At 55.3% G+C, this 23,033-nt stretch carries 20 protein-coding genes; 7 read left to right on the top strand and 13 right to left on the bottom strand.

Annotation, left to right across the window (positions count from 1 at the left end; genetic code table 11):
* Window positions 1–72 precede the first annotated feature (72 nt).
* Window positions 73–882 (top strand): inositol monophosphatase family protein, encoded by an 810-nt coding sequence (locus BM299_RS08205; RefSeq protein ID WP_092482990.1) that lies wholly within the window; start codon window positions 73–75, stop codon window positions 880–882.
* A 303-nt stretch (window positions 883–1,185) separates the two neighbouring features.
* Here BM299_RS08205 and BM299_RS08200 read toward each other — a convergent pair whose 3' ends face one another.
* The 10 genes from BM299_RS08200 to BM299_RS08155 form a co-directional block, all read right to left on the bottom strand.
* Complete coding sequence (locus tag BM299_RS08200; protein ID WP_092482989.1) at window positions 1,186–2,298, bottom strand: 4Fe-4S dicluster domain-containing protein; 1,113 nt, start codon at window positions 2,296–2,298, stop codon at window positions 1,186–1,188.
* A gap of 234 nt (window positions 2,299–2,532) precedes the next feature.
* Window positions 2,533–2,973 carry a MarR family winged helix-turn-helix transcriptional regulator gene (locus BM299_RS08195; RefSeq protein WP_092482988.1) on the bottom strand — a complete coding sequence of 147 codons (441 nt, stop codon included), beginning with the start codon at window positions 2,971–2,973 and terminating at the stop codon, window positions 2,533–2,535.
* A 117-nt stretch (window positions 2,974–3,090) separates the two neighbouring features.
* The gene (locus BM299_RS08190; RefSeq protein WP_092482987.1) at window positions 3,091–4,200 is read right to left on the bottom strand and encodes a hypothetical protein; all 1,110 of its coding nucleotides are present in this window, start codon (window positions 4,198–4,200) and stop codon (window positions 3,091–3,093) included.
* Window positions 4,201–4,369: 169 nt separating this feature from the next.
* Window positions 4,370–4,828, bottom strand: a complete 459-nt coding sequence (locus tag BM299_RS08185; RefSeq protein ID WP_092483048.1) for a DUF441 domain-containing protein — start codon at window positions 4,826–4,828, stop codon at window positions 4,370–4,372.
* A 22-nt stretch (window positions 4,829–4,850) separates the two neighbouring features.
* Window positions 4,851–6,401 carry a helicase-related protein gene (locus tag BM299_RS08180; protein ID WP_092482986.1) on the bottom strand — a complete coding sequence of 517 codons (1,551 nt, stop codon included), beginning with the start codon at window positions 6,399–6,401 and terminating at the stop codon, window positions 4,851–4,853.
* Between the two features lie 3 nt (window positions 6,402–6,404).
* The gene (locus BM299_RS19945; protein ID WP_245779697.1) at window positions 6,405–8,705 is read right to left on the bottom strand and encodes a helix-turn-helix domain-containing protein; all 2,301 of its coding nucleotides are present in this window, start codon (window positions 8,703–8,705) and stop codon (window positions 6,405–6,407) included.
* Window positions 8,706–8,898: 193 nt separating this feature from the next.
* Window positions 8,899–9,654, bottom strand: a complete 756-nt coding sequence (locus tag BM299_RS08170; protein ID WP_092482985.1) for an SIR2 family NAD-dependent protein deacylase — start codon at window positions 9,652–9,654, stop codon at window positions 8,899–8,901.
* A 14-nt stretch (window positions 9,655–9,668) separates the two neighbouring features.
* The gene (gene amrS / locus BM299_RS08165) at window positions 9,669–10,655 is read right to left on the bottom strand and encodes an AmmeMemoRadiSam system radical SAM enzyme (RefSeq protein ID WP_092483046.1); all 987 of its coding nucleotides are present in this window, start codon (window positions 10,653–10,655) and stop codon (window positions 9,669–9,671) included.
* Window positions 10,656–10,807: 152 nt separating this feature from the next.
* Window positions 10,808–12,223, bottom strand: a complete 1,416-nt coding sequence (gene amrA / locus BM299_RS08160; protein ID WP_092483045.1) for an AmmeMemoRadiSam system protein A — start codon at window positions 12,221–12,223, stop codon at window positions 10,808–10,810.
* Between the two features lie 110 nt (window positions 12,224–12,333).
* The gene (locus BM299_RS08155) at window positions 12,334–12,984 is read right to left on the bottom strand and encodes a LysE family transporter (protein ID WP_092482984.1); all 651 of its coding nucleotides are present in this window, start codon (window positions 12,982–12,984) and stop codon (window positions 12,334–12,336) included.
* 318 nt (window positions 12,985–13,302) lie between these two features.
* Between BM299_RS08155 and BM299_RS08150 the strand changes: the two genes are divergently transcribed.
* The 6 genes from BM299_RS08150 to BM299_RS08125 all read left to right on the top strand — a co-directional run bounded on the left by BM299_RS08150 (window position 13,303) and on the right by BM299_RS08125 (window position 20,996).
* Complete coding sequence (locus BM299_RS08150) at window positions 13,303–13,866, top strand: hypothetical protein (RefSeq protein WP_092482983.1); 564 nt, start codon at window positions 13,303–13,305, stop codon at window positions 13,864–13,866.
* Between the two features lie 65 nt (window positions 13,867–13,931).
* Entirely contained in the window at window positions 13,932–14,210 is a 279-nt protein-coding gene (locus tag BM299_RS08145; RefSeq protein WP_092482982.1) for an EscU/YscU/HrcU family type III secretion system export apparatus switch protein, read from the top strand.
* Window positions 14,211–14,772: 562 nt separating this feature from the next.
* Window positions 14,773–17,196 carry a 3-hydroxyacyl-CoA dehydrogenase/enoyl-CoA hydratase family protein gene (locus tag BM299_RS08140; protein WP_092482981.1) on the top strand — a complete coding sequence of 808 codons (2,424 nt, stop codon included), beginning with the start codon at window positions 14,773–14,775 and terminating at the stop codon, window positions 17,194–17,196.
* A 12-nt stretch (window positions 17,197–17,208) separates the two neighbouring features.
* A complete protein-coding gene (locus BM299_RS08135; RefSeq protein WP_092482980.1) occupies window positions 17,209–18,384 on the top strand; it encodes a thiolase family protein in 1,176 nt (391 codons plus the stop codon).
* A gap of 113 nt (window positions 18,385–18,497) precedes the next feature.
* Window positions 18,498–20,252 (top strand): acyl-CoA dehydrogenase FadE, encoded by a 1,755-nt coding sequence (locus BM299_RS08130; protein WP_092482979.1) that lies wholly within the window; start codon window positions 18,498–18,500, stop codon window positions 20,250–20,252.
* 117 nt (window positions 20,253–20,369) lie between these two features.
* Complete coding sequence (locus BM299_RS08125; protein ID WP_092482978.1) at window positions 20,370–20,996, top strand: fatty acid metabolism transcriptional regulator FadR; 627 nt, start codon at window positions 20,370–20,372, stop codon at window positions 20,994–20,996.
* Between the two features lie 104 nt (window positions 20,997–21,100).
* On the opposite strand, the gene BM299_RS08120 is transcribed toward BM299_RS08125, so the two are convergent.
* The 3 genes from BM299_RS08120 to rplM form a co-directional block, all read right to left on the bottom strand.
* Complete coding sequence (locus BM299_RS08120) at window positions 21,101–21,907, bottom strand: N-acetylmuramoyl-L-alanine amidase (protein ID WP_092482977.1); 807 nt, start codon at window positions 21,905–21,907, stop codon at window positions 21,101–21,103.
* Between the two features lie 173 nt (window positions 21,908–22,080).
* Window positions 22,081–22,473 carry a 30S ribosomal protein S9 gene (gene rpsI / locus BM299_RS08115; RefSeq protein WP_092482976.1) on the bottom strand — a complete coding sequence of 131 codons (393 nt, stop codon included), beginning with the start codon at window positions 22,471–22,473 and terminating at the stop codon, window positions 22,081–22,083.
* Window positions 22,474–22,494: 21 nt separating this feature from the next.
* Window positions 22,495–22,926, bottom strand: coding sequence for a 50S ribosomal protein L13 (gene rplM / locus BM299_RS08110; RefSeq protein WP_092482975.1), 432 nt, complete (start codon window positions 22,924–22,926; stop codon window positions 22,495–22,497).
* Between the last annotated feature and the right edge of the window lie 107 nt (window positions 22,927–23,033).

Genomic DNA, 23,033 nt, shown 5'->3' with positions numbered 1-23,033 from the left:
TTGTTTTACCGTGCAACCGGGATATGATAATATTGTTGAATACAGGAAAGAATGAACAGGCGGTGAAAAAAATTGCACTCCTACAATGCTGAATTAGCCCTGGCCGTGCGGGCGGCCCGGGAGGCCGGGCGGTTGATCCGGGAAAAAATTAACCGGCACCGGGTAACCGAAACCAAGTCCTGCCTGTCCGACCTGGTCACCGAGGTGGACCGGCTGGCGGAAGAAGTCACTTTACATATGATTCGAGATCGTTTTCCTGAACACACCGTGGTGGGGGAAGAAGAACAGGCGGGCCGCGCCTGGGAAACGGGAAAAAATTTGACCTGGTTCGTGGATCCCTTGGACGGCACCACCAACTTTGTTTTCGGCTTGCCTTTCTGCGCGGTTTCCATCGCGCTGGCCCACCGGGGAAGGCCGGTGCTGGGGGTCATCCACGACCCTTTCCGGGAAGAAACCTTCACCGCGGTGCGGGGTGGCGGCGCACATCTCAACGGCGCCCCCGTTAGCGTGGACCGGGCAATTTGCACCCTGGACCGCAGCCTGCTGGTGACGGGCTACCCCGGCAACGCCGCCATGCGCCCCCGGATGCACCGGGTTGACTACAAAGAAGTGATTGACCGCTGCAGCAACCTGCGGGCGTTGGGCTCCGCCGCCCTCGAGCTGGCCTACGTGGCCTGCGGCAGGCTGACGGGTTTCTGGGAGGTGGCCCTGCGCCCCTGGGACGTGGCCGCGGGCATGGTGCTGGTTGAAGAAGCCGGTGGAACGGTAAGCGACCTGGCCGGACAACCGCTGGAAATGACGGAATACGTGGACATCGCGGCCTCCAACGGTTTGATTCACCGGGAGTTTCTGGCCTGTCTGGCCTGGGAGGATGAAAAATGACAAAAGAAGATCTACCACGAGCATTCCACAATGTACACGCCGGTGGCCATCGGCGGAGTTCGTGTGGCCGTAAGGGAAAAGGACCTGGACAGGGCCAGGTCCTTGTTGAAAAAAATAGACTCTGCCCAACAGCAACCAGAGTAATCAACCTTAATTACCAGTTATAAAAAAGCCAAAAGGGGACAGGCACTTTTTCAAAAAACGAAAAAGGGTCGAGTCCCCTTTTTGGTAGACTTCGCTTAACAATAAAAAACTTTCAACAAATTTATCTTTCAACACCCGGCACCGGTGGGACGCCGGGTGTTAAAACCGGCCTTTTTCCTTGGCGATGCGCATGAACTGCTCCTGCTTGTTGGCCGGGGGCACGTGCAGCACGGAGCGGCGGGTCATAGTCAGGGCCCCGGTGGGACAGGCGGAAGCGCACGCGCTGCAGCCAATGCAAATCTCCTTGTTTACTTTCGGCACTTCAGCCCCGTTTGCAGCGGTGGCCATGGTAATGGCCCGGATATGGCAGCTTTCAGCGCAGGTGCCGCACTCGCTGCATTGCTCCGCCGCCAACTCGGGTATAAAGTTGCTGGGGTGCGCGGCCTTAATGCCCGACTCGTTAATGGCCCGCAACACGCCGCAACAGCAGCCGCAGCAGTGGCAAATATACGCCGGTTTGTTAAGCACGTTGTCGCCCAGGTGCACCAGACCCAGCTTTTCCGTGCGCTCCAGCACCCGCAGCAGGTCATCCGCGGTGGCCGGTTTGGCCAACCCCCGGCTCACCAGCCAGCGGGCCGCGCCGCCCAACGATGTGCATACGTCCTCCACCGGCGCGTCGCAGGCCTTGCCCAGATGGCCGGCCTTGTGCCGGCACGAACACATGCCCAGCGCCCCGCCGCCCGCCTGGCGGATAATCTCCGACGCCTTTTCGTAGCTCAGCACCTCTGTTTCCACAGCAGCCGGAATGAGACTTTCGTAAACCAGGGTTTTAAACATTTTGGTTTCCCCGCCGAAAAATTCCTCCCGCACGCCGCCGGCTGCGAAATACCGCTCAAATAGTTCCGCCAGTTCCTTCATGTTTATATCGTCCCTGACCCGCATGAAGGTATATTCAAAAAAGCCCACCACCATGGGCGCCAGCATGTAATAGACACCGTCCCGGCGGGGCAGGTCAAGGACCAATCCCTTGTCGGCCATGCCGTCCAGGGTCTTTTTCAACTCGGCTTCCTTTATTCCGGTAATATCGACAATCATATTCAGCGGCACCGGCAAAAGGGGAAACTTGCCGCCCACCATGGCCTCGGTTTCCGTATACAGCCGGTGCAGTATCTCCATCAACGACTCGTTCACCGGCACCCCCACCGGGTTTTTATTCAATCGCTCGGCCAGTGCCCGGTAAACCTCTTCCTTGGCGTTAATCAGGTGTCCCATGAAAATTCCTCCATTCTCTCAGGTTTTTTAAAATATTTACAATAACCAGTTGAATCAACGATTGACAAAAATTTTTAAAAATTGCAAATTTATAGCCCCTGAAAAACCATAACCATTAACATAATAAGCAAACGGCAAGATTAGCGCACATGCCCCAAAGGGCAAAATACCGGACCTCCTTTCTAATATTATTAGCGTGACAATTATTTGCTTGCCAATAAAAAGTCTAAAAAATTAACTTATTGTTTCGGTTATTTTGTCAAGCACTTTTATAAATGTATTGAAATCTTCATCAGAAAAATGTTCCCTGATCTCCATGTCCAGCCGCTCCGCCAGGCTGATCATGGTCGCACCGCGCTCTTTGGCCTTGTCTGTCATAAAAACCAGCAATGACCTGCGATCATCCGGGTCATCCCTTCTTTCCACAAAGCCGTTGCGCTCCATCCTGTCCAAAATGCCGGTCAGTGTGGAACCGTCAATATTTACGCTCCGGGCCAGGTCTTTAAACTTCATCCCGTCATTTTCCAAAAGGGCGCTTAACACATAAAATTGTACCGGGGTAATCTCAAACGGCGCCAGATTATACTCATAATAGCGCTGGACCTTGCGCATTACCTTACTTAATTTATAACATACGTACTTTTCGGGCCCGCTTGATTTATTTTTTTCGTTCATACCACAATTATCCTTATGCAATTTATTTGCTTGCCAATATAATATGGTAAAAACATCCCGGTGTCAACAATATTTTGCTTTTATCACGGACCTTTACAAGTGACACCGGAAAGCATTTCAGCACACCGGGCACTCCCGTAATTCTTCGGCCCACCGGAACGGATCGGCAGCCACCACCGAGGCGGCGTACAGTTCCATACCTCCGAAGTCGGCGGTGCGCCCCAGGGCGTCGCCCCGGTCCACCACCCGGGCCAGCAGTGGAAAATCGGACCAGTCCTCCGATACCGGCTCCGGCGGGGGCAGGTACACCGCCACGTTAAAGCCGGTGGTGCCATGCGTTTTAAAACACTCCAGCACCCGGCCCACGGCGCCCCCCAACCGGGGCAATCCATCCAGCCCGCCGGCTCCCGGCAGCACAACCCAGGTTTCCCTCTCTTTCAGCGGGGTCAGCGAGGCGAATATTTGCGCTCCCTCAGTTTGCACGGTCAGGCCGGCTGCCTCGTGCGCCGTATAAAGGTCTGCAAAATAACCGGCCCCGTACCGTTCCCGGTAACCCTGTGCCGCCCGGCGCAGGTGCTCAACCCGGGGATAGTGCATGCCCCCGGTGACGGTGGCCTGCAAATGCCCGTGCACCACCGAAGAGCCGGCGGGCCACAGGCAATTCCACATCAGAAAGGGGTATTGCGGTTCACCATGCCCCTCCGGGCCGGCCTGCTTCAACACCCGGCGGAACCACCGGCCCGCCAGGGCAAAATAATCCGCCACCCGGCCGGGATCAAAACACAACGGGTTATGTTCGTCCGGGATGATTAAAGCATGCCAGCGGTCGTACTTGGCCACATTGGCGGCGGTAACCGCCCCGGCGCCGGAAAGCCGTCCGAATACATCAGCGGGCGTTTTTTCCCCGGGACAGCAAAAAGCGCAACCGGTCCTGTGTTCATCGATAATATCGTTCAGCCGCTTTCCCTCACTGCGCATCATGGGCCGCTTCCCCCGCAGTTCGTTGAACACCGTCCCCTCCAGGGTGACCAGGTTGGTTATTTTTATGATGCGCTGTTTTTCCACCCCCGCCGGGTCGCCGAACCTTTCCCCGGCCCAGTCGCGGATTTGTTCGGGCAGCACCAGTTCCCCCGTACATTCCCTGATATCATACAGGCGGTCAAAAACCACGCGGGAGTACCCGGCCATACCCATTACCATTGCTTTAATGTCCTTTATGCGCATCAAAATTTATAGTCTCCTTCCCCGGCTGATAATATAAAAAGGGTTCCATACTGTAACGATGGTATATTTCTACAGTGGAACATAAGGCCTGTAATATTGCAGGCCCTGTTATCGGCGTACGAGCGGACATCGCAAAATGGATGGAACACTACCCGCCGCTGAACGACACACCTCACTGGTTTACCAGGCCGATCACCAGCGCCATTATGCCGGCGGCGATGAGCGGTCCCACGGGCACCCCCCGGAAAAAGGCCACCCCCACGATGGTACCCACCATAAGCCCTGCCATGACCTGGGGGTTTACGGTTAAAAACCCCACTCCCCGGCCCCCCAGGTAAGCCACAAAAATACCCGTGGCGAAGGCCAGCAGGCCCACCGGGCTGACCATGTTTTGCAGCAGCACCTGCCAGCCAATCTGCCCGCTGGCAAAGGGAAGCAAAATGGCCATGGTGATGATACCGATGCCGATTTTCAGCGCATTATCTTCCAACCAGGGAAATAAACCCTCTCCGTTCAGCAAGCGCAGGACCAGCAGCACTCCCGCCGCTCCCGCCACCACGTAATTGCGCCCCACCAGGCCAAGCAGTATAATTACGCCAAGAATAAGCCCGGCTTGTACCAATTCCGCCACCTCTCTCAATAAAACAACACAACTAAATCAATACCGCCACCTCGTCCCGGTCCAGCACGGCTCTGATATCGTTCATGGCCAGCCTTAAGGCCCTGTCTTCGCCGGCCGCCCGCTCAATTTGCCGCAGCACGTCGATTTCCCGCCGGATAACGGAGAAAATATCGCCCTCGTGCAGGTTGCAGCGCTTCTGCAACTCATCAAAAGTGGCGCCCTTATACCAGGCCTCGGCCAGCGGCCCGGGCAACGGCGACCAGACACAAAGGTGTTCCGGCACACCGACGTTAAGTAATTCATTGCGCAACAGGGCCACGTCGTCCATGGGATATTCGCCGGGCAGCACCACCTCGTCCCGCCCGGGCTGGTAATCGATACCGGCCAGGATGGAAGCCGCCTCGTCCGGCGAGGCTTCGCGCAGAATCCCGGAAAAAACCAGCTCGGTTACCAGTATCTCCTGCACATGCACATGCAGGGCAAACAGCCCCCGGGGCAGCAGGGTCTTACCCTCAATGAAGCCCAGTTTTTCCAGAAGGTCGCACATGCGCCGGAACTCCTGGTGATAATCGGTGGCGTGTTTTTTCAGGTACCGGTTGCGCCTGACCAGTTCCTTTTTGCGCTCGATTAAAGCCGTGATTTCCTCGTGGGCGTCCCGGCAGTCATGGTGCAGGCACCCTTTGGCAGGCTGGGCCAGGATGGACTTTATTTCCGCCACCCGACCCGGTGTTTCCGGCTTTTTGCGTTTTCTCCGGTTGCGCAGCCGGTTGAGTTCTTTTTTCAGCTTCTGCCGGAACATGGGGCAGGCAGGCCCGTCCTTATCCTCGCAAAACGTATTACGCAGGGCAAAAACTTTTTCCTCTACGTTTTCCAGCTCTCCGGCCAGATTTACGGCCTCCCGGCTGTTCTGGTACACCGCCAGGTTTTGGGAGAGGAACCGCTCTATTTCCGCGTCGGTTTTCCAGTGCAGCAGGCTAAGCACGGTATTGGGGGAAATAATCAGCCGCCCCTTGACCGGCTCCACCTCGCTCTCATCAAAAAAACCCGTTTGCTCGGGAAACTTTTCGTCTATATTGATGTATACGTGCCCCACCCGGTCAAAGCCGCGCCGGCCGGCCCGCCCGGCCATTTGAAAGAATTCCCGGTTCAACAGGGACCGGTGGTTGCGGCCGTCCCATTTGCGGGTGGCGTCAAACACCGTACTGGCGGCGGGGAAATTGATCCCCACGGCAAACGTCTCGGTGCAAAACAGCACAAAAACCAGCCTGGCCTCGTAAAGGTTTTCCACCAGTTCCTTGAGGGCGGGGGACAGGCCGGCATGATGGTAGCCGATACCCTGGAGCAGCAGCCGCCGCAGGTGCTTGCGCCGGCCCCCGAACAGGCCCGGGTTGCCGTGCTCGGCCTTTTCCATGTATTCGCTGACGCGGGCCTTTTCTTCCGGCAGCAAAAAGTCCCACTCCCGGCCCAGTTCCTCGGCCAGTTGCTCGGTCCGCCCCCGGCTGAACACAAAGTACAGGGCCGGCAGGTGGTCCTGGATCGCCTCCACCACACCCGCGCAAGATTTTAATTCCACCAAAGCCACTTTCTATTCCCCCTTCCCCCCGGAATATCCGCCCATGTAATGGCGCCTGCTGCCCACCTGGCGCAGCGCCTCGATCTCATCCAGGGCCTCACCGGCGTCCAGCACTTCGTTATCCGGGGTGATCCATTTGATATCCAGCGGCACGGCGCGCCGGTATTCTTCCACCACTACCACCTGGCTGCCCCTGACATCTTCCATCCAGGCGGCCAGTTCATGGATGTTGGGCACGGTGGCGGAAAGGCCCAGGATGCGGATATGCGGCGGCGCAAAAATAATGCTTTCCTCCCAGGCTGTACCCCGCTCCGGGTCATCCAGATAGTGAATTTCATCAAAAATCACATGAGTGATGTTTTCCATCCACTCCGGGTTAGCAAAACACCAGTTACGGAAAATTTCCGTGGTCATCACCAAAAGCTGCGCCCGCTCGTTTATGGACACGTCACCGGTGATGAGCCCCACTCTGTTATAACCGTACAGCCGGGCAAAATCCCGGTATTTCTGATTGGAAAGGGCCTTAATGGGCGAGGTGTAAATGACCTCCCTGCCCTGTTCCAGGATACGGTCCACCAGCCGCTCCGCCACCAGGGTTTTGCCCGTCCCAGTGGGCGCCGCCACCAGCACGGAATGCCCGGCCAGCAACGCTTCTATGGCCTGCTCCTGGTAAGGGTCCAGCTTGATCGGACCGGGGGTCTGCACCACCGCCGGCTTTGCGCGCCTGGGCCGCCGTTTTCTGCGGCGGACCGCCCGTTCGACACCCGCCCCGGGGGATTCGCCTTCACCCCAGGCGGCCCTTATTTCAGGCAGCCGGGCCAGTATATCCTCCACATCGCCCCGGCGCAGGTAGTGCATATCCCGCCCGGCGCGCCCGGCGCTGCGCAGGTGCCCCTCCCGGATCATCCTCCGCACCTGGTCCGGGGTAATGCCCAGGATTCTGGCCGCATCCGTCATTTTTATCTTTTCCACACGCCGCAGCAACCGCTCTATGTTGGGCGAGCGGCGCAGTTCTTCCACGGCGGGTCGCCAGTAGCGCATGGTCCTTTCCAGCGCAAAACCTTGTAGGTAGCCCTGCTCATAGAGGTCGGCCACGTCGCCGGGGCGCACGCCTACAAGCCGCGCCGTTTCCCGGGCGCTGAACGAATTATCCACCAGGTAGGCCACCGGCATGATGGGTCCGCCCCGGTCAGGAAAGTCCAGTCCGGTCAGCTCTTTCAGTTCCCGGGCGATTTTCGCCGGTGCGACTTTAATGGGGGCGCAGAACATCTCCTGCCGCCCCAGCTTCAATTCAACACACCCGGCCTGCAGGGCTTCCTGTTTGGCCAGGGTCCGCTCCCGGGGCGCGAAATCCTCCAGGGTGAAAAATGAACGCCCGCCCATTCTTTCCTTCAATGTATAGTGTACATAAGCGAGAATCTCCCGGCGGCGCAGTTCTTCCCGGCCCGCAGGGTGGGTGTCCACGGTAATGCGACCGTCGGGCAAAATAACAAAGGGGGGTTCCTCCCGCCCTTTTTTGACGTGGGCCACCAGTTTTTTATGCCGCTTGAACATCCGCACAAAATCCTTGCGCTGCACCGGCTCGCTGCGGGACAGGTACCTGCCCACCTCGTCCCAGGCGGCGTCGCTGTCCGGGTGGGTGTAGCGCCCGCCCGGCAAGCGCATCAAGTGGGAAACCGCCTCGGGCAGCAATTTTTCCCCCATAGCAATGCTGATTTCCTCTTCCGTCAGCGCCTCGCGCTCCTCAAGCAGTTCATCGACCCGTCGCCGCTGCGCCCGGACAGCCTCGGCCCGGGCGCGGGATTCCTCGGCCCGCCGGGACAGTTCGGCCCGGCCGGCTACGGTGTCCCGCAACGTGTAAGTGTTGTCGGACCGCATGATAACATCGGGCAGCGCGCCGGGCAGCTTGGGCGGCAGATCCATCATGGAGGCCAAATCCTCCCGGGTGCGGGGTACTCCGTCGCTTAAAATTTCCCTGACCTTCTCCCCGGCCCGCGCCATTAAAATGGCTTTTAATACGGGCATATTGGAGGCGATTAGTTTGGCGGCCGCGCGTTTTTCCCTGCCGGAAAGGTTAGCACCGGCATTTCCGGCGCCGTTGCCCGGCAGGCTCAACATGAGCTGTTCCGGCGGGCCGCCGTGGGGACCGGAAACAATCAGTTCTCCCCGGGAGACCAGTGACTGCAAGGCGCCGGATAACTCGTCAATGCCGCTTCCCATGCGCTCCCACAGTTCCTGCAGGTCAATGGCGCCACCCGGCGGAATAGACTGCAAAATTAAGTTTTTAACTTCTTCTGTTCTGGCATTGGCCAATGTTGCAACTCTCCTGATTCAGTTCTTTTTATTCAGTGAACTATTTTAACAACGGCGGGGTTATTATTACATATATTTTCCCCGATGGCAATTTGACATTCTCTACCGGCACTCCGATACATCACTTACGAGGACCACCGAACCCGCTCCTGTTTTGACCTCTACTGTGCGTTGCCTACACAACAAGTTACTCTTATTTTACAGCTCGGCGCTTTACCAGTTCGTCCCAAAGCAGGTCCAGGGTTTCCCCCGCCCGGTGGTTGATGACCAGACCGGCCTTGCTGTCGGCCATGGAGGCGCCAATATTTATTATAGCTAATTTACCGGCCAGCATGGGCAGATAATTAGCCGGGGCAACTTCCAGGCTGGACCCCACCACCAGCATCAGGTCGCAGTCGGAGGCTTCCGTTACAGCCTCGGTGAAATCAGCGGTCATATTGTCACCGAAAAACACGCAGTCAGGCTTGAAAATGCCCCGGCATTCATTGCACCGGGGCGGCACCTGACCGGCAAACATTTTCTCCAGCAGATGGTCCCAGGTAATCTGCGCACCGCAATTCATACAGGTTGCCGAGCGCAGGTGCCCGTGCACTTCCAGCACCCGCATCGAACCGGCCTTCTGATGCAGGCTGTCCACGTTCTGGGTGATGACGCAGGATAAAAGCCCGGCCTTTTCCAGCCCGGCCAGCACTTCATGGGCCCGGTTCGGCAAGGCCGAAGTAATTGAGGACAGATGCGGCAGGCCGACTTCGTAAAAGACCGCAGGGCGCTTGACAAATGTTTCCGCAGCAAAGGCGTACATGGGGTCCACCTTGGACCACAGCCCGCCGGGGCTGCGGAAGTCGGGAATACCGCTTTCGGTGGAAATACCGGCGCCGGTCAGCGCCACCGTCTTCTTGCTGGCCAGCAACATCTCGGCCAGTTCCACCACCAATTCCTGAAGGGCCATAATATCCCTCCCACCTATTGAACAATGATAATCCTCTCCCCGCACCGGGGGCAGACGCCGTTATCCAGGTCCCTGATCCGTACCCGGTACCCCTCACGGTCAATGAGCGTTTCCCCGCACTCCGGGCATTCGGTACTGGATGAATTAAGCTGCGGGGCGTTGCCGATGTACACGTAGCGCAGCTTTTTACGGGCTGTTTCCCGGGCCCGCAACAAGGTTTCCTCCGGGGTGGGCGGCAGGTCCATCTCATAGTTAGGAAAGTAGCGGGAAAAATGCAGCGGTATATCCGGGTCCACGCCGGCCAGCCAGTCCACCAGACTGCCGATTTCCTCCCTGCCATCGTTTAAACCGGTCACCAGCAGGGTGGTTATTTCAATATGGCAGTGGCCGTGCGCCGTTTCCACAGTGCGCAGTACGGGCTCAAGCCGGCCCGCGCAGGTGGAACGGTAGAACCGGTCGGTAAACGCCTTGACGTCTATGTTCATGGCGTCTATATAAGGGAGCAGTTCCCGCAGGGGCTCCTCGTTAACGTAACCGTTAGTCACCAGCACGTTTTTCAGACCGGCCTCCCGGGCCAGTTTGGCGGTATCGTATACGTACTCGTACCACATGAAAGGCTCGGAGTACGTATAAGCCAGGCCAATGCAGGGGTAGCCGCGTTCCTTTTGCCGCAGGGTCAATTTCACCGTCCGGTCGGGAGACAAATAAGTGGTTTGCGGGTCTGCATGGGCGATTTGCCAGTTCTGGCAGAACCCGCAGCGCAGGTTGCAGCCCACCGTGCCCAGGGAGAAAATCAAGCTGCCCGGGTAAAAGTGATACAGGGGTTTCTTTTCAATGGGGTCCACGGCATAAGACGAGCATTCACCGTAATTGGTGGCATAAAGGACGCCGCCGTCGTTTTCACGCACCCGGCAAAACCCCCGTTTCCCCGGCGCTATATTGCAGAGCCTGGGACAGACTTTGCAATTGGCCTTCTCGCCGGCGCCTTTGGTATAAAACATAACCTCATGCTTCAAGTTAAAGATCACTCCCCACTCATAATGCCCCATTTAAACAACGACCCGCTAGTGCCTTGACTGATAATTCCTACACACTTTTTTCGACCCCACACATTAATCACCAACCACCAACCACTAACCACCAACCACCATTCTTACCGGTACCTGATCACTTCAAACCGCTCCAACTGCACGGGCTCATCCGGACTGATGCCCGCTTTTTGCCGGGCAATGGCCACCTGTTCTTCCACGGTATCAACCCCTTCCAGGTCAGGCAGCAAAAGCCCCCGCCTGCCCCCGGCGGATACTATCACCCCGTATTTTTCGGGGTCCAGTTCATCCATGTTCTGCACCGGTTCCGGTTCGCCCAGAATATCCACGGAAATGTCCAGTTCCGGCAGTTCCGACGCTTCCACCGGGTAAAACCGGGGATCCCGGGTAGCCGCGCTGATGGCGTTTTCAGCGATTTCTTCAATAATGTTGTCGCAAGTGGGGGAAATGGTCCCGATGCATCCCCTGAGCTGCCCGTGCTTTTTCAGGGAAACAAACACGCCCGCCCGGCGATTAGCAAATTCGGGCGGCGCCCCTGCCGGGTCAACCGGTTTCCTTATCTGCCCCTGTCCGCTGTAATAGCGGCTTAACACCCGGCGGGCCACCTGTACCGGGTAACTCTCGCCGGCCCTTTGGCGCTCTAATTTTTCCCTTTGTTGTTCAAACAGTTTCTTTTCCAGGTTGCGGCGTTCGTCCGGCGCGCCGGGCTGCAGCGCGGCCACCAGGTAGCCGACACCGAAGGGTCCCTCGTACGAAAGCACTTCACTTTCCAGTGACACCCCATCAAATGCCCCCAGCATCATGATGATGGGCCGCAGGCCGCATTCCCCGGCCCTTTCCACCAGCCCGGGATCCAGCCCGAAAAAGCCTTCCGCGTCGGCTTCGCCCACCAGTTCCATTATGCGGCTGTCAAATTCCTTCCCGGCCGGGTCGAAGCCCGCCGGCGCATCCGCAGTCAACCGGTGCGAAAGATCTCCGCTGGCCAGCACAACCGTTTTTTTATCCAGCTTGCGGGCGGCATCACGCACCGCCACCCCGAAGGAATACAGCAAGGGGAACGGCAGCATCCCCATGGATACATGCACCATGGGCAGGTTGACGCCGGCTTCCCGAATAAAATACAGGGGCGCGATAACGCCGTGATCCAGTTCGGCGGACAATTCGTACCGTCCCGCCAGTTCGTTGTCTATACCTACCACCGTAATTCCCCTGGCAGTAGCCGTCGCTTTAATTTCCGCCGCCAGGTCCCGATCGTTGGGCAAATTAAACTGCACTTTGGCAGCGCCAAACCGGCCAAGGTCCCCTTTTAATTCCGGGAAGTCGCTGATCCCGATACCGTCAGCAAAAACGGTGCCGTGGGGAGTAATCATCACCAGGGTCTCGGCGCCGCTTTGCTTTATCCTTCGCCCCAATTCCAGCAGTGCTTCTTTGGTCCCGGCCACTTCCCGGTCCCTGCCCCGCCCCACTTCAGGTACCATAATGGGTGGATGCGGGCAAATTCCGCCAAATACTACCGACATAGCAATTCCCGTGCCGCGGCTGCCGCCGGGACGGGTTCTCAACTCCTTTCTTCATAAATATACCCTATTATATGTATGTAATGCCGATATTACATCATTTGCCGTTACTGTCATGCCAGGCCCCGGATGACAAAATACATTCCCAGGCCCACCAGAAAAACACCGCACACCATTATTATGCCGCGGTAAACTCTCGGGGTCATAAACCGGCGACCGCCGGCCACCGTCCCCGACACCAGCCCGTACCAGGTGAAATCCGCCAGCAAATGCCCGCTTATAAAGGCCAACAGGCCGGCCGCACCATGGCCCATGGAGGTGGTAATATAGGCCAGGCCCACGGTGGCCCACCAGAGGCTCCAGTAGGGGTTGGACAGGCTGACCAGTATGCCCGCCGGTACCGGGTGCATACCAGGCCGGGCCTTTTCCGCCTCACCCGGGTCAGTACCGGATTCCAGTTGCAAAGACACCCGGCCCAACCTGGCGTCCCGGTACATGGACCAGCCCATGTAAACCAGAAACGCGCCCCCCACCACGGCAATAACAGTATGTACCCGGCTTGATACCAAGAATTCCGCCGCCCCCAGCACCAGCAGCAGCACCAATAAAATTTCCAGCAAGGCATGGCCCACCATTAAAAGCGGCCCGGCTACAAAGCCACGCCGGGCGGATTCCCCGATGGTCACCGTCAACAGGGGGCCCGGCATGATGGCACCGGAAAAACCAACCACCAACGCCGTCCAAAAAATTGTTATCAAATCCATTTTTTTACCTCATTTTTGCCTTATATTGTAACCGGCAATTGTTCTTTAATATCCAGCAAATACTCTACCTTAAGTTATTTGCCATTTTGCATGAAAGTTTCTTGGTTGCCGTGTAAAATCCTGCCTGGTCAAAAAAATACTTGCGCCCATGGGGAAATAGGTAATACCTTTTTTGAAAATTTACACGTATTTATGCGACAGTGATAAAAAACAGCTAAATATATTGCACTTTTTTCCAGGCTCAACATCCTTTATACTAAATTCAGGACGCAATGTCGCTGGTGTAAGCCAATCATATTAACCAAAGGAGTTGCATCCATGCAGATTTCCGGTGTTATTCCCATATTGCTCAACATCATCCTGAGCGAGCAGCAAAATCAGAAACAGGCGCCCCGGGAGGAGCAGGCCGCCGGCAAAACCATCGCCCGGCCCCACCCGCCGCCCTCAACCGCTGCCGATGCGGAAGCTGCAGCTCCCCGCCACCGGACCGCGGAAAACAGCGAACCGGTGCTGCTTCCCCTGCCACTGAAAAGCCCCCTCTTTCCGGACGCGCAATTTTTTGCCTTTCGCCGGGCCGAAGATGATCAAAACAGAGGGCGGGACGGAAAAAAAGAAATTGGCATTATATTCAGCCTGTCCACCCGCAGCCTGGGCCGTCTGTTTTTTACGCTGACCCGGCAGGCGGAAACAATTAATATTTTCTGCCATACGGAAAATGAAAAAATCTCCGCACGGCTGGCCCCCCGATGGGACGAGTTGAAACAACAATTGCAACAGACGGGTTTCCCAAATGTCACCATCCGCTGCACCGCCCTGCACCACAACTTCCGCCCCCTACAGGCCGGCTATGCCTCCCCCGGCTTGCTGGACCGTAAAGTTTAATTTTCGGCGAGTTATGTCAGGGGAGGAAACATTTTGCGTAAAAATACAAAGGCGGGTAGATATGCATGGAAGATAAAAACAAAAATAAAAAAAACCGTTACGCCGCCGCCCTTAAATACGAATCCGAAAAAGACAACGCCCCCCGGATTACGGCGGCGGGGAGGGGAGAACTGGCCCGCACTATCAAGGAATTAGCCGAACAACACGGCATACCCGTTTACGAGGATGCCGTCCTGGCCGAAACTTTATGCAAGCTGGGCGTCAATACGGAAATTCCGCCGGAACTGTACGAAGCAGTGGCGCAAATACTGGTTTTTGTTGCCCGGATAGACCGGAAAAGCTAAATGATCAAATAACTCCTTTAATTTCATTAAAATTACCTTCTACAATACTTAAGCTCGCTATAGCTAAACTTTTTTGAACACTTTACAAAGCACGTTTGTACCTGAATGCAAATTTGCTGTTGTACCATATGTAAATTATGGCAAAAAGGTTACTTAATTTATTAATTTATACAGCTAAAGCATTGATCTTGTCCAAAGAAAGACCCTTTGCCCAAGACTCCATAATTTTTCCGCGAAACATCCTTTTTGAGTGGTTAATGGTTGATACTAAGCTATGAATGGTTGTTCAGCGGAGTTAAACGGTTAATTTTGACTGGTTGGTCCTATTGATTTTTAAGATGAAATGCAATATCTTATGACTATAAACTGACTGAACGTTCAGTCAGCAAAAAATGGAAATGACTTTGGTTTAGATGGCGATTTTTTTTCGCAACAATTTTTGAATTTTACAAATTAATATTTAATTTTAAATGTTGGAATTTATGCTTTTTATTTATTACCCTCCGCACCTCCCGGTGCGGCGCAGCAAGCAAATTATGCAGTAAAAGGAGGAACCGGAAGAATGAAGCGCAGCATCAACAAAGCCGCCGTTTTGGGTGCCGGCGTAATGGGCGCGACCATTGCCGCACACCTGGCCAACGTGGGCATCCCTACCTACCTGCTGGACATCGTACCCAACCAACTGACTCCGGAAGAGGAGAAAAAGGGGTTAACCCTGGAAAGCCCGCAGGTCAGAAACCGGCTGGCGACGGGCGCTATCGGGGCCATGCTCAAGGCCAAACCGGCACCGTTCTACGTACCGGAAAACGCGGCGCTGTTAACCCCCGGCAACTTTGAAGACAACATGGATGTACTGGCGGAGTGCGACTGGATTATTGAAGTGGTCGTGGAAAGGCTGGACATCAAGCAAAGCCTGTTCAAGAAGGTGGAAGCAGTACGCCGTCCCGGCAGCATAGTTGCTTCCAACACGTCGGGCATTTCCATCAACAAAATGTGCGAGGGGTTGTCTCAGGAGTTCAAACAGCATTTCCTGGGCGCGCACTTCTTCAACCCGCCCCGTTATATGAAACTCCTGGAACTGATTCCCTGCAGTGAGACCCTGCCGGAAGTGCTGGAATTCATGCGTGACTTCGGCGAGCGGATCCTGGGCAAGGGTGTGGTTATCTGCAAGGATACCCCCAACTTCATCGCCAACCGCATCGGCGTTTACGGCATGTGCGCCACCATCAAGGCCATGCTCGATTTCGGCCTGACCGTGGAAGAAGTGGACGCGCTGACCGGACGGGCGCTGTGCCGGCCCAAGAGCGCATCTTTCCGCACCCTGGACATGGTGGGCCTTGACGTGATGGTGCATGTGGCCAAAAACGTTTACGACGTGGCCACCGAACCCGCCGAAAAAGCCGTCTTTGAAACGCCCGAATTCCTCCAAAAAATGCTGGAAAACAAGTGGCTGGGCGACAAAACCAAACAAGGCTTTTACAAAAAGGTAAAAACCGACAAAGGTCGGGAAATTCTGGTTTTGGACTACAACGCCATGGAGTACCGGCCCAAGGAAAAACCCAAGTTTGCGTCACTGGAAGCGGCCAAGCAGGCCGGCAAGCCCGCCAAGCAAATGAAGACCCTGGTATTCGGCAAGGACAAGGGCGCCGAATTTGCCTGGCGCGTGCAAAAAGAGACTATCGTTTACGCCGCCAACCTGCTGGGTGAAATCGCCGATGACATCCAATCCATAGATGACGCCATGAAGTGGGGCTTCAACTGGGATTTCGGCCCGTTTGAAGTCTGGGACATCCTGGGTGTGCAGGAAGTGGCGGACCGCATCAAGGCCGAAGGCGGCACTGTGCCCAAAGTGGTGGAAGAACTGCTGGCTGCCGGGCGCACCGGTTTCTATGAAAAGAAAGACGGCTATCGCTATTACTTTGAGCAAAACAGCAAAGAAAGTGTCCGGGAACGTATTCCCGAAGGCATCATTTTCCTGGCCCCGCTCAAGGAACAAAATAAAGTCATAAAGTCCAACAGCGGCGCCAGCTTGATTGATATCGGCGACGGCGTGGCTTGCCTGGAGTTCCACAGCAAAGCCAATGCCATTGGCGATGATATCGTCAACATGATTAACTATTCTGTTAAGGAAGTTGAACAAAATTATGAGGGTCTGGTCATCGGCAACTTCGGCCAGCATTTCTCCGTGGGGGCGAACCTGTTCCTTATTCTCATGGAAGCTGAAGACGACGAATTTGATGAACTGGACATCATGGTGGATGAGTTCCAGAAAGCCAACATGCGCCTCAAGTACTGCAAGAAGCCCGTGGTAGCGGCGCCGCACGGCATGACCGTGGGCGGAGGCTGCGAAGTATGCCTGCATGCGCACCGGGTCAACGCGGCGGGTGAAACCTACATGGGCCTGGTGGAAGTCGGCGTCGGCTTGGTGCCCGGTGGCGGCGGATGCAAAGAACTCGCTTTCCGGGCCGCGGAATTGATGCCGCCCAAAAGCCAGGTTACTACCGGTGGCACTAACACCGTTCAGCCCATGATCAACCGGGCCTTTGAAAACATTGCCATGGCCAAAGTAGCCACCAGCGGTTACGAGGCCATCAAGTTCGGCTACATGCGCCCGACCGACCGGGTCAGTCCCAACCGCGATCGGATCATCGGCGACGCCAAGCGCATGGTACTGCAAATGGCCGCAAATGGTTTCAAGCCCCTACAGCCCAAGAAGATGCAGGCTGTGGGTAACGCCGGTTACGCAGCCATTGAACTGGGCATCCAGACCCTGCTCTGGGGCAAGCAAATCAGCGAACATGACGCCAAAATTGCCAAGAAAGTGGCTTATATTCTCACTGGCGGCGGTGTAACACCGGGCACCGAAGTTACCGAGCAGGATCTTCTGGACCTCGAGCGGGAAGCATTCCTGAGCCTGTTGGGTGAGCCCAAAACCCTGGACCGGATGAGATACATGCTGAAATACAACAAACCGCTGAGAAATTAGGGGGGTAGGAAAATGCGAGAAGCTGTAATCGTCAGTGCAGTACGTACTGCGGTTGGTAAAGCACCCCGGGGCACTTTGAAAAAAACCCGCCCCGAACATATGGGAGCCGAAGTGATAAAGGAATTGCTGAACAGAACACCCGGTCTTGACCCCGCTGAAATAGATGATTTTATTGTCGGCTGCTCATTCCCGGAAGCCGAACAGGGCATGAACCTCGGCCGTATGCTCGTGCTCAAGGCCGGATTGCCCAATACGGTATCCGGCGCCACAGTAAACCGTTTTTGCTCCTCCGGCCTGGAGTCCATCGCCATCGGTGCCACCCGGGTGATGGCCGGTTTTGCCGATGTTTACCTCTGCGGCGGCGTGGAAAGTATGAGTATCGTGCCTATGGGCGGCAACAAGGCCATGCCCGACCCGGAACTGATGGAAATATGCCCCGAAGCGTACATGGGCATGGGCCTGACGGCTGAAAACGTGGCCGAGCAATACGGCATCACCCGGGAAATGCAGGACGAGTTTTCCGTGGGCAGCCATGCCAAAGCGGCCAGGGCTATTCAAGAAGGACGATTCAAGGAGCAAATAGTTCCCTTAACAGTGACCACCAAGACCCGGGCCAAAGGAAAACTCACGGAAAAATCCATTGTCTTCGATACGGACGAAGGTGTAAGACCAGGTACCAGCATGGAAACTCTGGCCAAATTGCGTCCGGTATTCAAGACAGGCGGATCGGTAACCGCCGGAAACAGTTCCCAAACCAGTGACGGTGCCGCCGCGGTTATGATTATGAGCCGGGAAAAGGCCGAATCCCTTGGGCTTAAACCATTGGCCGTATTCCGTTCTTACGCCGTGGGCGGCTGCCCGCCGGAAGTAATGGGTATCGGCCCCACCGTGGCCATTCCCAAGGCGCTGAAATTGGCCGGCATTACCAAAGACCAGGTGGATGTGTTTGAACTGAACGAAGCCTTTGCCGCCCAGGCACTGGCCTGTATCAAGGTGCTGGAACTGGATCCCGCCAAGGTTAACCCCAACGGCGGAGCAGTGGCGCTGGGGCACCCGCTGGGCTGCACCGGTTCAAAACTCACCACCCAGTTAATGTATGAGATGCAAAGGATCAATGCCCGTTACGGCGTGGTCAGCATGTGCATCGGCGGTGGCATGGGCGCAGCCGCCGTGTTTGAAAGGATTTAAAACACAGAAGTCAGAATACAGGAGTCAGAATTCAGCATAACAAGTATTATTTTGGCTCCATATTCTGAATTCTGTATTCTGTATCTTACAATAAATGAAAGGGGTATGCAATTATGCAAAAGGGTGCCATGTTTTTGCTGGAAAATATCGAGCCTGACAAGATTTTTACTCCTGAAGATTTTGCCGATGAACACAAAATGATTGCTGACACCGTGGCAGACTTTGTGGAAAATGAAATCGTTCCCAATATAGAAGAGCTGGATAAACAAAAAGAGGGCCTGATGCGGTCTATGCTGGAAAAAGCAGGCGAACTGGGGCTTTTGTCCGCTGACGTTCCGGAGGAGTACGAAGGCGATGAAATGGGTAAAATTGCCTCGGCCATCATCGCCGAAAACGTATCCGCCGGCGGTTCCTTCGCAGTCAGCCACGGCGCCCACACCGGCATCGGCTCGCTGCCCATCATCCTTTTTGGCACCGAAGAACAAAAGAGAAAATACTTGCCCGGCCTGGCCACCGGTAAACTTGTGGCTGCGTACGCTCTCACCGAACCCATGGCCGGCTCGGACGCCCTGGGTGCCCGGACCAAGGCGGTACTTTCCGAGGACGGTAAATACTATATCCTGAACGGTGAAAAAATATTTATCACCAATGCCGGTTTTGCCGATGTGTTTATCACTTACGCCAAGATTGACGGCGAAAAATTCACTGCTTTTATAGTGGATCGAGACACCCCCGGATTTTCCGTGGGCGCTGAAGAAAAGAAACTGGGTATCAAGGGTTCTTCGACCTGCTCGTTAATCTTTGAAGATGCCAAGGTGCCCGTGGAAAACGTGCTGGGCGAAATCGGCAAGGGCCATGTTATTGCCTTCAATATCCTGAACATCGGTCGCTATAAGCTCGGTGCGGGCGCTGTCGGTTCCTCCAAGGCGGCCCTGGCCGTTGCCGCCAAGTATGCGCTGGAACGCCAGCAATTCGGACTTCCTTTAGCCAAGTTCGGGATGATTAAAAACAAGATCGCCCAGGTGGCCGCCAAAACTTACGCGTCGGAAAGTTTGCTTTATCGCATGGTGGGGGAAATTGAAGAAGTGCTGGAAGACGAAACCGACGGCAAGGAAATCGGCGCCGCCATTGAGGATTATGCCATTGAATGCTCCATCGCCAAGGTGCACGCTTCAGAAACCCTGGATTACGCGGTTGACGAATGCGTACAAATACACGGCGGTTATGGCTACACTCAGGAATTCCCGGCCGAGCGTTTCTATCGTGACGCCAGGATCAACCGGATTTTTGAAGGCACCAACGAAGTCAACCGCCTGATTATCCCCGGCACCCTGCTCCGCCGCGGCATGAAAGGCCAGCTCCCGCTGCTGCAAGCCGCCCAGGCCCTGGCCGCCGAGGTGACTTCGCTGCGCGCCAAAATGCCAACCGGGGATGAAGCCCCGCTGGAGATCGAATTCGACATGGTAGACCGGGCCAAGAAGCTGTTCCTGATGGTTGGCGGCACCGCAGCGCAAAAGTACATGCAAAAAATCGTCAAGGAACAAGAAATTATTGAAATTATGGCTAACATGGCCATTGAAATCTACGCCATGGAAAGCGCCCTGCTGCGGGCCAAGAAAGCCCTTGACAATAACCCCGAAAACGCGGAAACTAAAGTAGAACTGGCACTGGCCTATGTATACGATGCGTTCCCGAAGCTGGATGCTTGGGCCAAGCAGGCGCTGGCCTATATGTTTGAAGCCGGCGACATGCTGCGCACCAACCTGAGCATCGCCAAACGACTGGCCAAGTACCAGCCTGTCAACCTAATCGGCATCCGCCGGAAAATTGCCGCCAAGGTTCTGGACGCCGGGAAATACGTGGTCTGATTGGTAACCCCTCCAAGCGCCACCCATGACCGACTGAGGTTATCTAGGGAATTCGGGGGCCATAAGACCCGCGAATTCCCCCGGGCGCTTTTTTAAAAATAAGGGAGGAGGTGGCACATGGCCGCCAAACGCACAGGAGAAAAATATAACGCCATCATTGAAGCAGCCGTCAAGGTTATTGCGGAGAATGGCTACCATAACTCCCAGGTATCCAAAATAGCCAGGGAAGCCGGGGTGGCAGACGGCACCATCTACCTTTACTTTAAAAACAAAGAGGATTTGCTGATATCATTATTCCAGGTCAAAATGGGTGATTTTACAGCCGGCGCCCGCAAGGAATTGAATGATATGCAAAATCCCTTTGCCAAGCTGGCCAAGCTAATCAGCCTGCACTTCAACCTTTTGGAAGCCGATCGGCACCTGGCGCTGGTGGTGCAGATTCAGCTGCGCCAGTCCAACGCCTCCATCCGCGAGGGCATAGCCGCGCCGCTCAAGAAGTATTTTAAAATTATTGAAGAAATTTTTAATGAAGGTGTCAGGTCCAATGTTTTCCGGCAGGACATCAACCCCAAGCTGGCCAGGCAAATGATTTTCGGCACCATGGATGAAGTTGCCACCTCCTGGGTGATGTCGCAACGGCATTATAGTCTGAAGGATCAAATCATACCGGTTTACAACCTGCTGGCACAAGCCCTGTCAGCCCCGGACGTTAAAATCGAACCCTTTCCCGTAAAATATATTTAAGCCGGAGTTTATCTCCCGGCTTTTTTTTGTTCCCGGCGGGACTATCGCGCAAAAGCGGCTTTCGGACCTGACCGCAGGCAGTCAGCCCAAAGCCGTTTTCTGATTTACGGCGCGCCGTAAACCTTTCCTTCATTTCTCATGAATGTTTCCAACGTTTTTTCCTGGTTCAGTGGGCCGCTGGTAGCCGTGGAACCTTCCGCAAAATATTTTACAATACCTGAATATATAGCATAAACCAGTTTCCCCTGGTAATCTTTATCGCACATCAGCTTTTCTTCCCTGGCATTGCTGATGAAGCCGATTTCGACAATAACCGCCGGCATTTTTGCATTGCGGGTGGTGTAATAGTCCACGGCCTTGGCTTTGCGGTGCGTATTTTTCAACAGCCGCACCAACTCAGACTGAACCAATTTAGCCAGCTTGGCGCCCTCTTCCGAACCGGGCTGGTAAAAAGTCTGGGCCCCGTGTTCCCGGGGACCGGACTTGAAGCTGTTTACGTGCACACTGATAAATGCATCGGCCTTACGATCGTTGGCCAGGGCCACCCGCCTGGACAGGTCCTGCCTTTTACGGTCGATTAATCGCCCGCCGCCCGGGTCGCTGAGATCGACATCCGTCTCCCTGGTCAGCAGCACCACCGCTCCGGCCTGCCCCAGTACATGGGCCAGCTTGCGCGCAACCTCCAGGGTAATCTCCTTCTCTATTGCTCCGCCCGGCCCCTTGGAACCGGGATCAATCCCACCGTGCCCCGGATCCACCACGATCAGCTTATTGGCCACCGACCAGGACAGCGCTGCCACCCGGCGGTTTTCCAAACGCTCCGCCACCGCGCCGGCAGTGTAATAGCCTGCTATGATCAACACCGCCAAAAACAGTACCGCCCGGCCTTTTATCCTGAATACCCGTATCATGTAGCCCACCCCTCCCGGCATGTAAGCGGGGTATTCACTAAAACCCCTTAAGAAAATTATGCCGGTGGGCGGATGGATATGAAAAAAACTAATGTTTTTATGACGTAACGGCAAGATTAATAATAAAAGACCACCAGGTAAATGGTGGTCCGGTTGTACTGAAATATTCTTCTTTAACGCTTGGAGTATTGCGGAGCGCGGCGGGCTTTTTTAAGACCGTACTTGCGCCGTTCTTTCATCCGCGGGTCGCGGGTTAAAAATCCCGCCTTTTTAAGGACAGGCCTTAAATTGGGGTCCGCTTCCACCAGAGCGCGGGCAATACCCATCTTGACAGCGCCGGCCTGACCGCTCACACCGCCGCCCAGCACCTTGACCAATACGTCAAAACGACCGCTGGTTCCAGTCAATTCCAGAGGCTGGCGCGCAACGATTTCCAGGGACTTTCTGCCAAAATATTCGTCAACATTCCTGTTATTTACCGTAAATTTCCCTTCACCGGGGCGTAAAAACACCTTGGCCACCGCGTCTTTTCTGCGCCCGGTACCGTAAAACTGGACTTGAGCCACTCATGCTCCTCCTTCCGACCGTTACATTTCCCAAATTTCAGGTTTTTGTGCCTCGTGGGGATGTTGGCTCCCACGATATACCCTTAACTTTCTGGCCATATCCCTGCCCAGACTGTTGTGTGGCAGCATGCCGGTGATGGCTTTATAAACGGCCAGCTCAGGCTTGGTCTGCATCAACTTGTCGTACCTGGTAGCTTTTAAGCCGCCGGGGTAACCTGAATGCCGGTAGTACATTTTTTGCCGCAGTTTATTGCCTGTCAGTACGGCCTTATCGGCATTTATAATAATCACATGATCTCCGGTATTAACGTGCGGGGTAAAGGTGGGCTTGTGCTTGCCGCGTAATATCCTGGCTGCCTCCGCCGCCAGGCGGCCCAACACCTTTCCTTCCGCGTCGATAATATACCACTTGCGCTGTACCTCATTGGGCTTAGCCATGTATGTCGTCCTCATTGTTATTACCTCCCGTGTCAAAAACGCCAACCTTCGGGCAAACCGGGGGCTCATCGGCTGCCATAAGGTCACACATAAAGTAATTTTAATACATAGTATTACCAGTG

Source organism: Desulfoscipio geothermicus DSM 3669 (genome assembly GCF_900115975.1).
GTDB lineage: Bacteria > Bacillota > Desulfotomaculia > Desulfotomaculales > Desulfallaceae > Desulfoscipio > Desulfoscipio geothermicus.
The sequence above is the reverse complement of the archived record's forward strand: the minus strand, read 5'-3'. Positions and strand labels throughout refer to the sequence as shown.

Excerpts from the sequence above, each read along its gene's own strand:
- BM299_RS08155 (WP_092482984.1), bottom strand. The coding sequence starts at position 12,984 with ATGGATTTGATAACAATTTTTTGGACGGCGTTGGTGGTTGGTTTTTCC.
- amrA (WP_092483045.1), bottom strand. The coding sequence starts at position 12,223 with ATGTCGGTAGTATTTGGCGGAATTTGCCCGCATCCACCCATTATGGTA.
- amrS (WP_092483046.1), bottom strand. The coding sequence starts at position 10,655 with ATGTTTTATACCAAAGGCGCCGGCGAGAAGGCCAATTGCAAAGTCTGT.
- BM299_RS08140 (WP_092482981.1), top strand. The coding sequence starts at position 14,773 with ATGAAGCGCAGCATCAACAAAGCCGCCGTTTTGGGTGCCGGCGTAATG.
- BM299_RS08170 (WP_092482985.1), bottom strand. The coding sequence starts at position 9,654 with ATGGCCCTTCAGGAATTGGTGGTGGAACTGGCCGAGATGTTGCTGGCC.
- BM299_RS08130 (WP_092482979.1), top strand. The coding sequence starts at position 18,498 with ATGCAAAAGGGTGCCATGTTTTTGCTGGAAAATATCGAGCCTGACAAG.
- BM299_RS08150 (WP_092482983.1), top strand. The coding sequence starts at position 13,303 with ATGCAGATTTCCGGTGTTATTCCCATATTGCTCAACATCATCCTGAGC.
- rplM (WP_092482975.1), bottom strand. The coding sequence starts at position 22,926 with ATGAGGACGACATACATGGCTAAGCCCAATGAGGTACAGCGCAAGTGG.
- BM299_RS08125 (WP_092482978.1), top strand. The coding sequence starts at position 20,370 with ATGGCCGCCAAACGCACAGGAGAAAAATATAACGCCATCATTGAAGCA.
- BM299_RS08120 (WP_092482977.1), bottom strand. The coding sequence starts at position 21,907 with ATGATACGGGTATTCAGGATAAAAGGCCGGGCGGTACTGTTTTTGGCG.
- BM299_RS08195 (WP_092482988.1), bottom strand. The coding sequence starts at position 2,973 with ATGAACGAAAAAAATAAATCAAGCGGGCCCGAAAAGTACGTATGTTAT.
- BM299_RS08145 (WP_092482982.1), top strand. The coding sequence starts at position 13,932 with ATGGAAGATAAAAACAAAAATAAAAAAAACCGTTACGCCGCCGCCCTT.
- BM299_RS08200 (WP_092482989.1), bottom strand. The coding sequence starts at position 2,298 with ATGGGACACCTGATTAACGCCAAGGAAGAGGTTTACCGGGCACTGGCC.
- BM299_RS08135 (WP_092482980.1), top strand. The coding sequence starts at position 17,209 with ATGCGAGAAGCTGTAATCGTCAGTGCAGTACGTACTGCGGTTGGTAAA.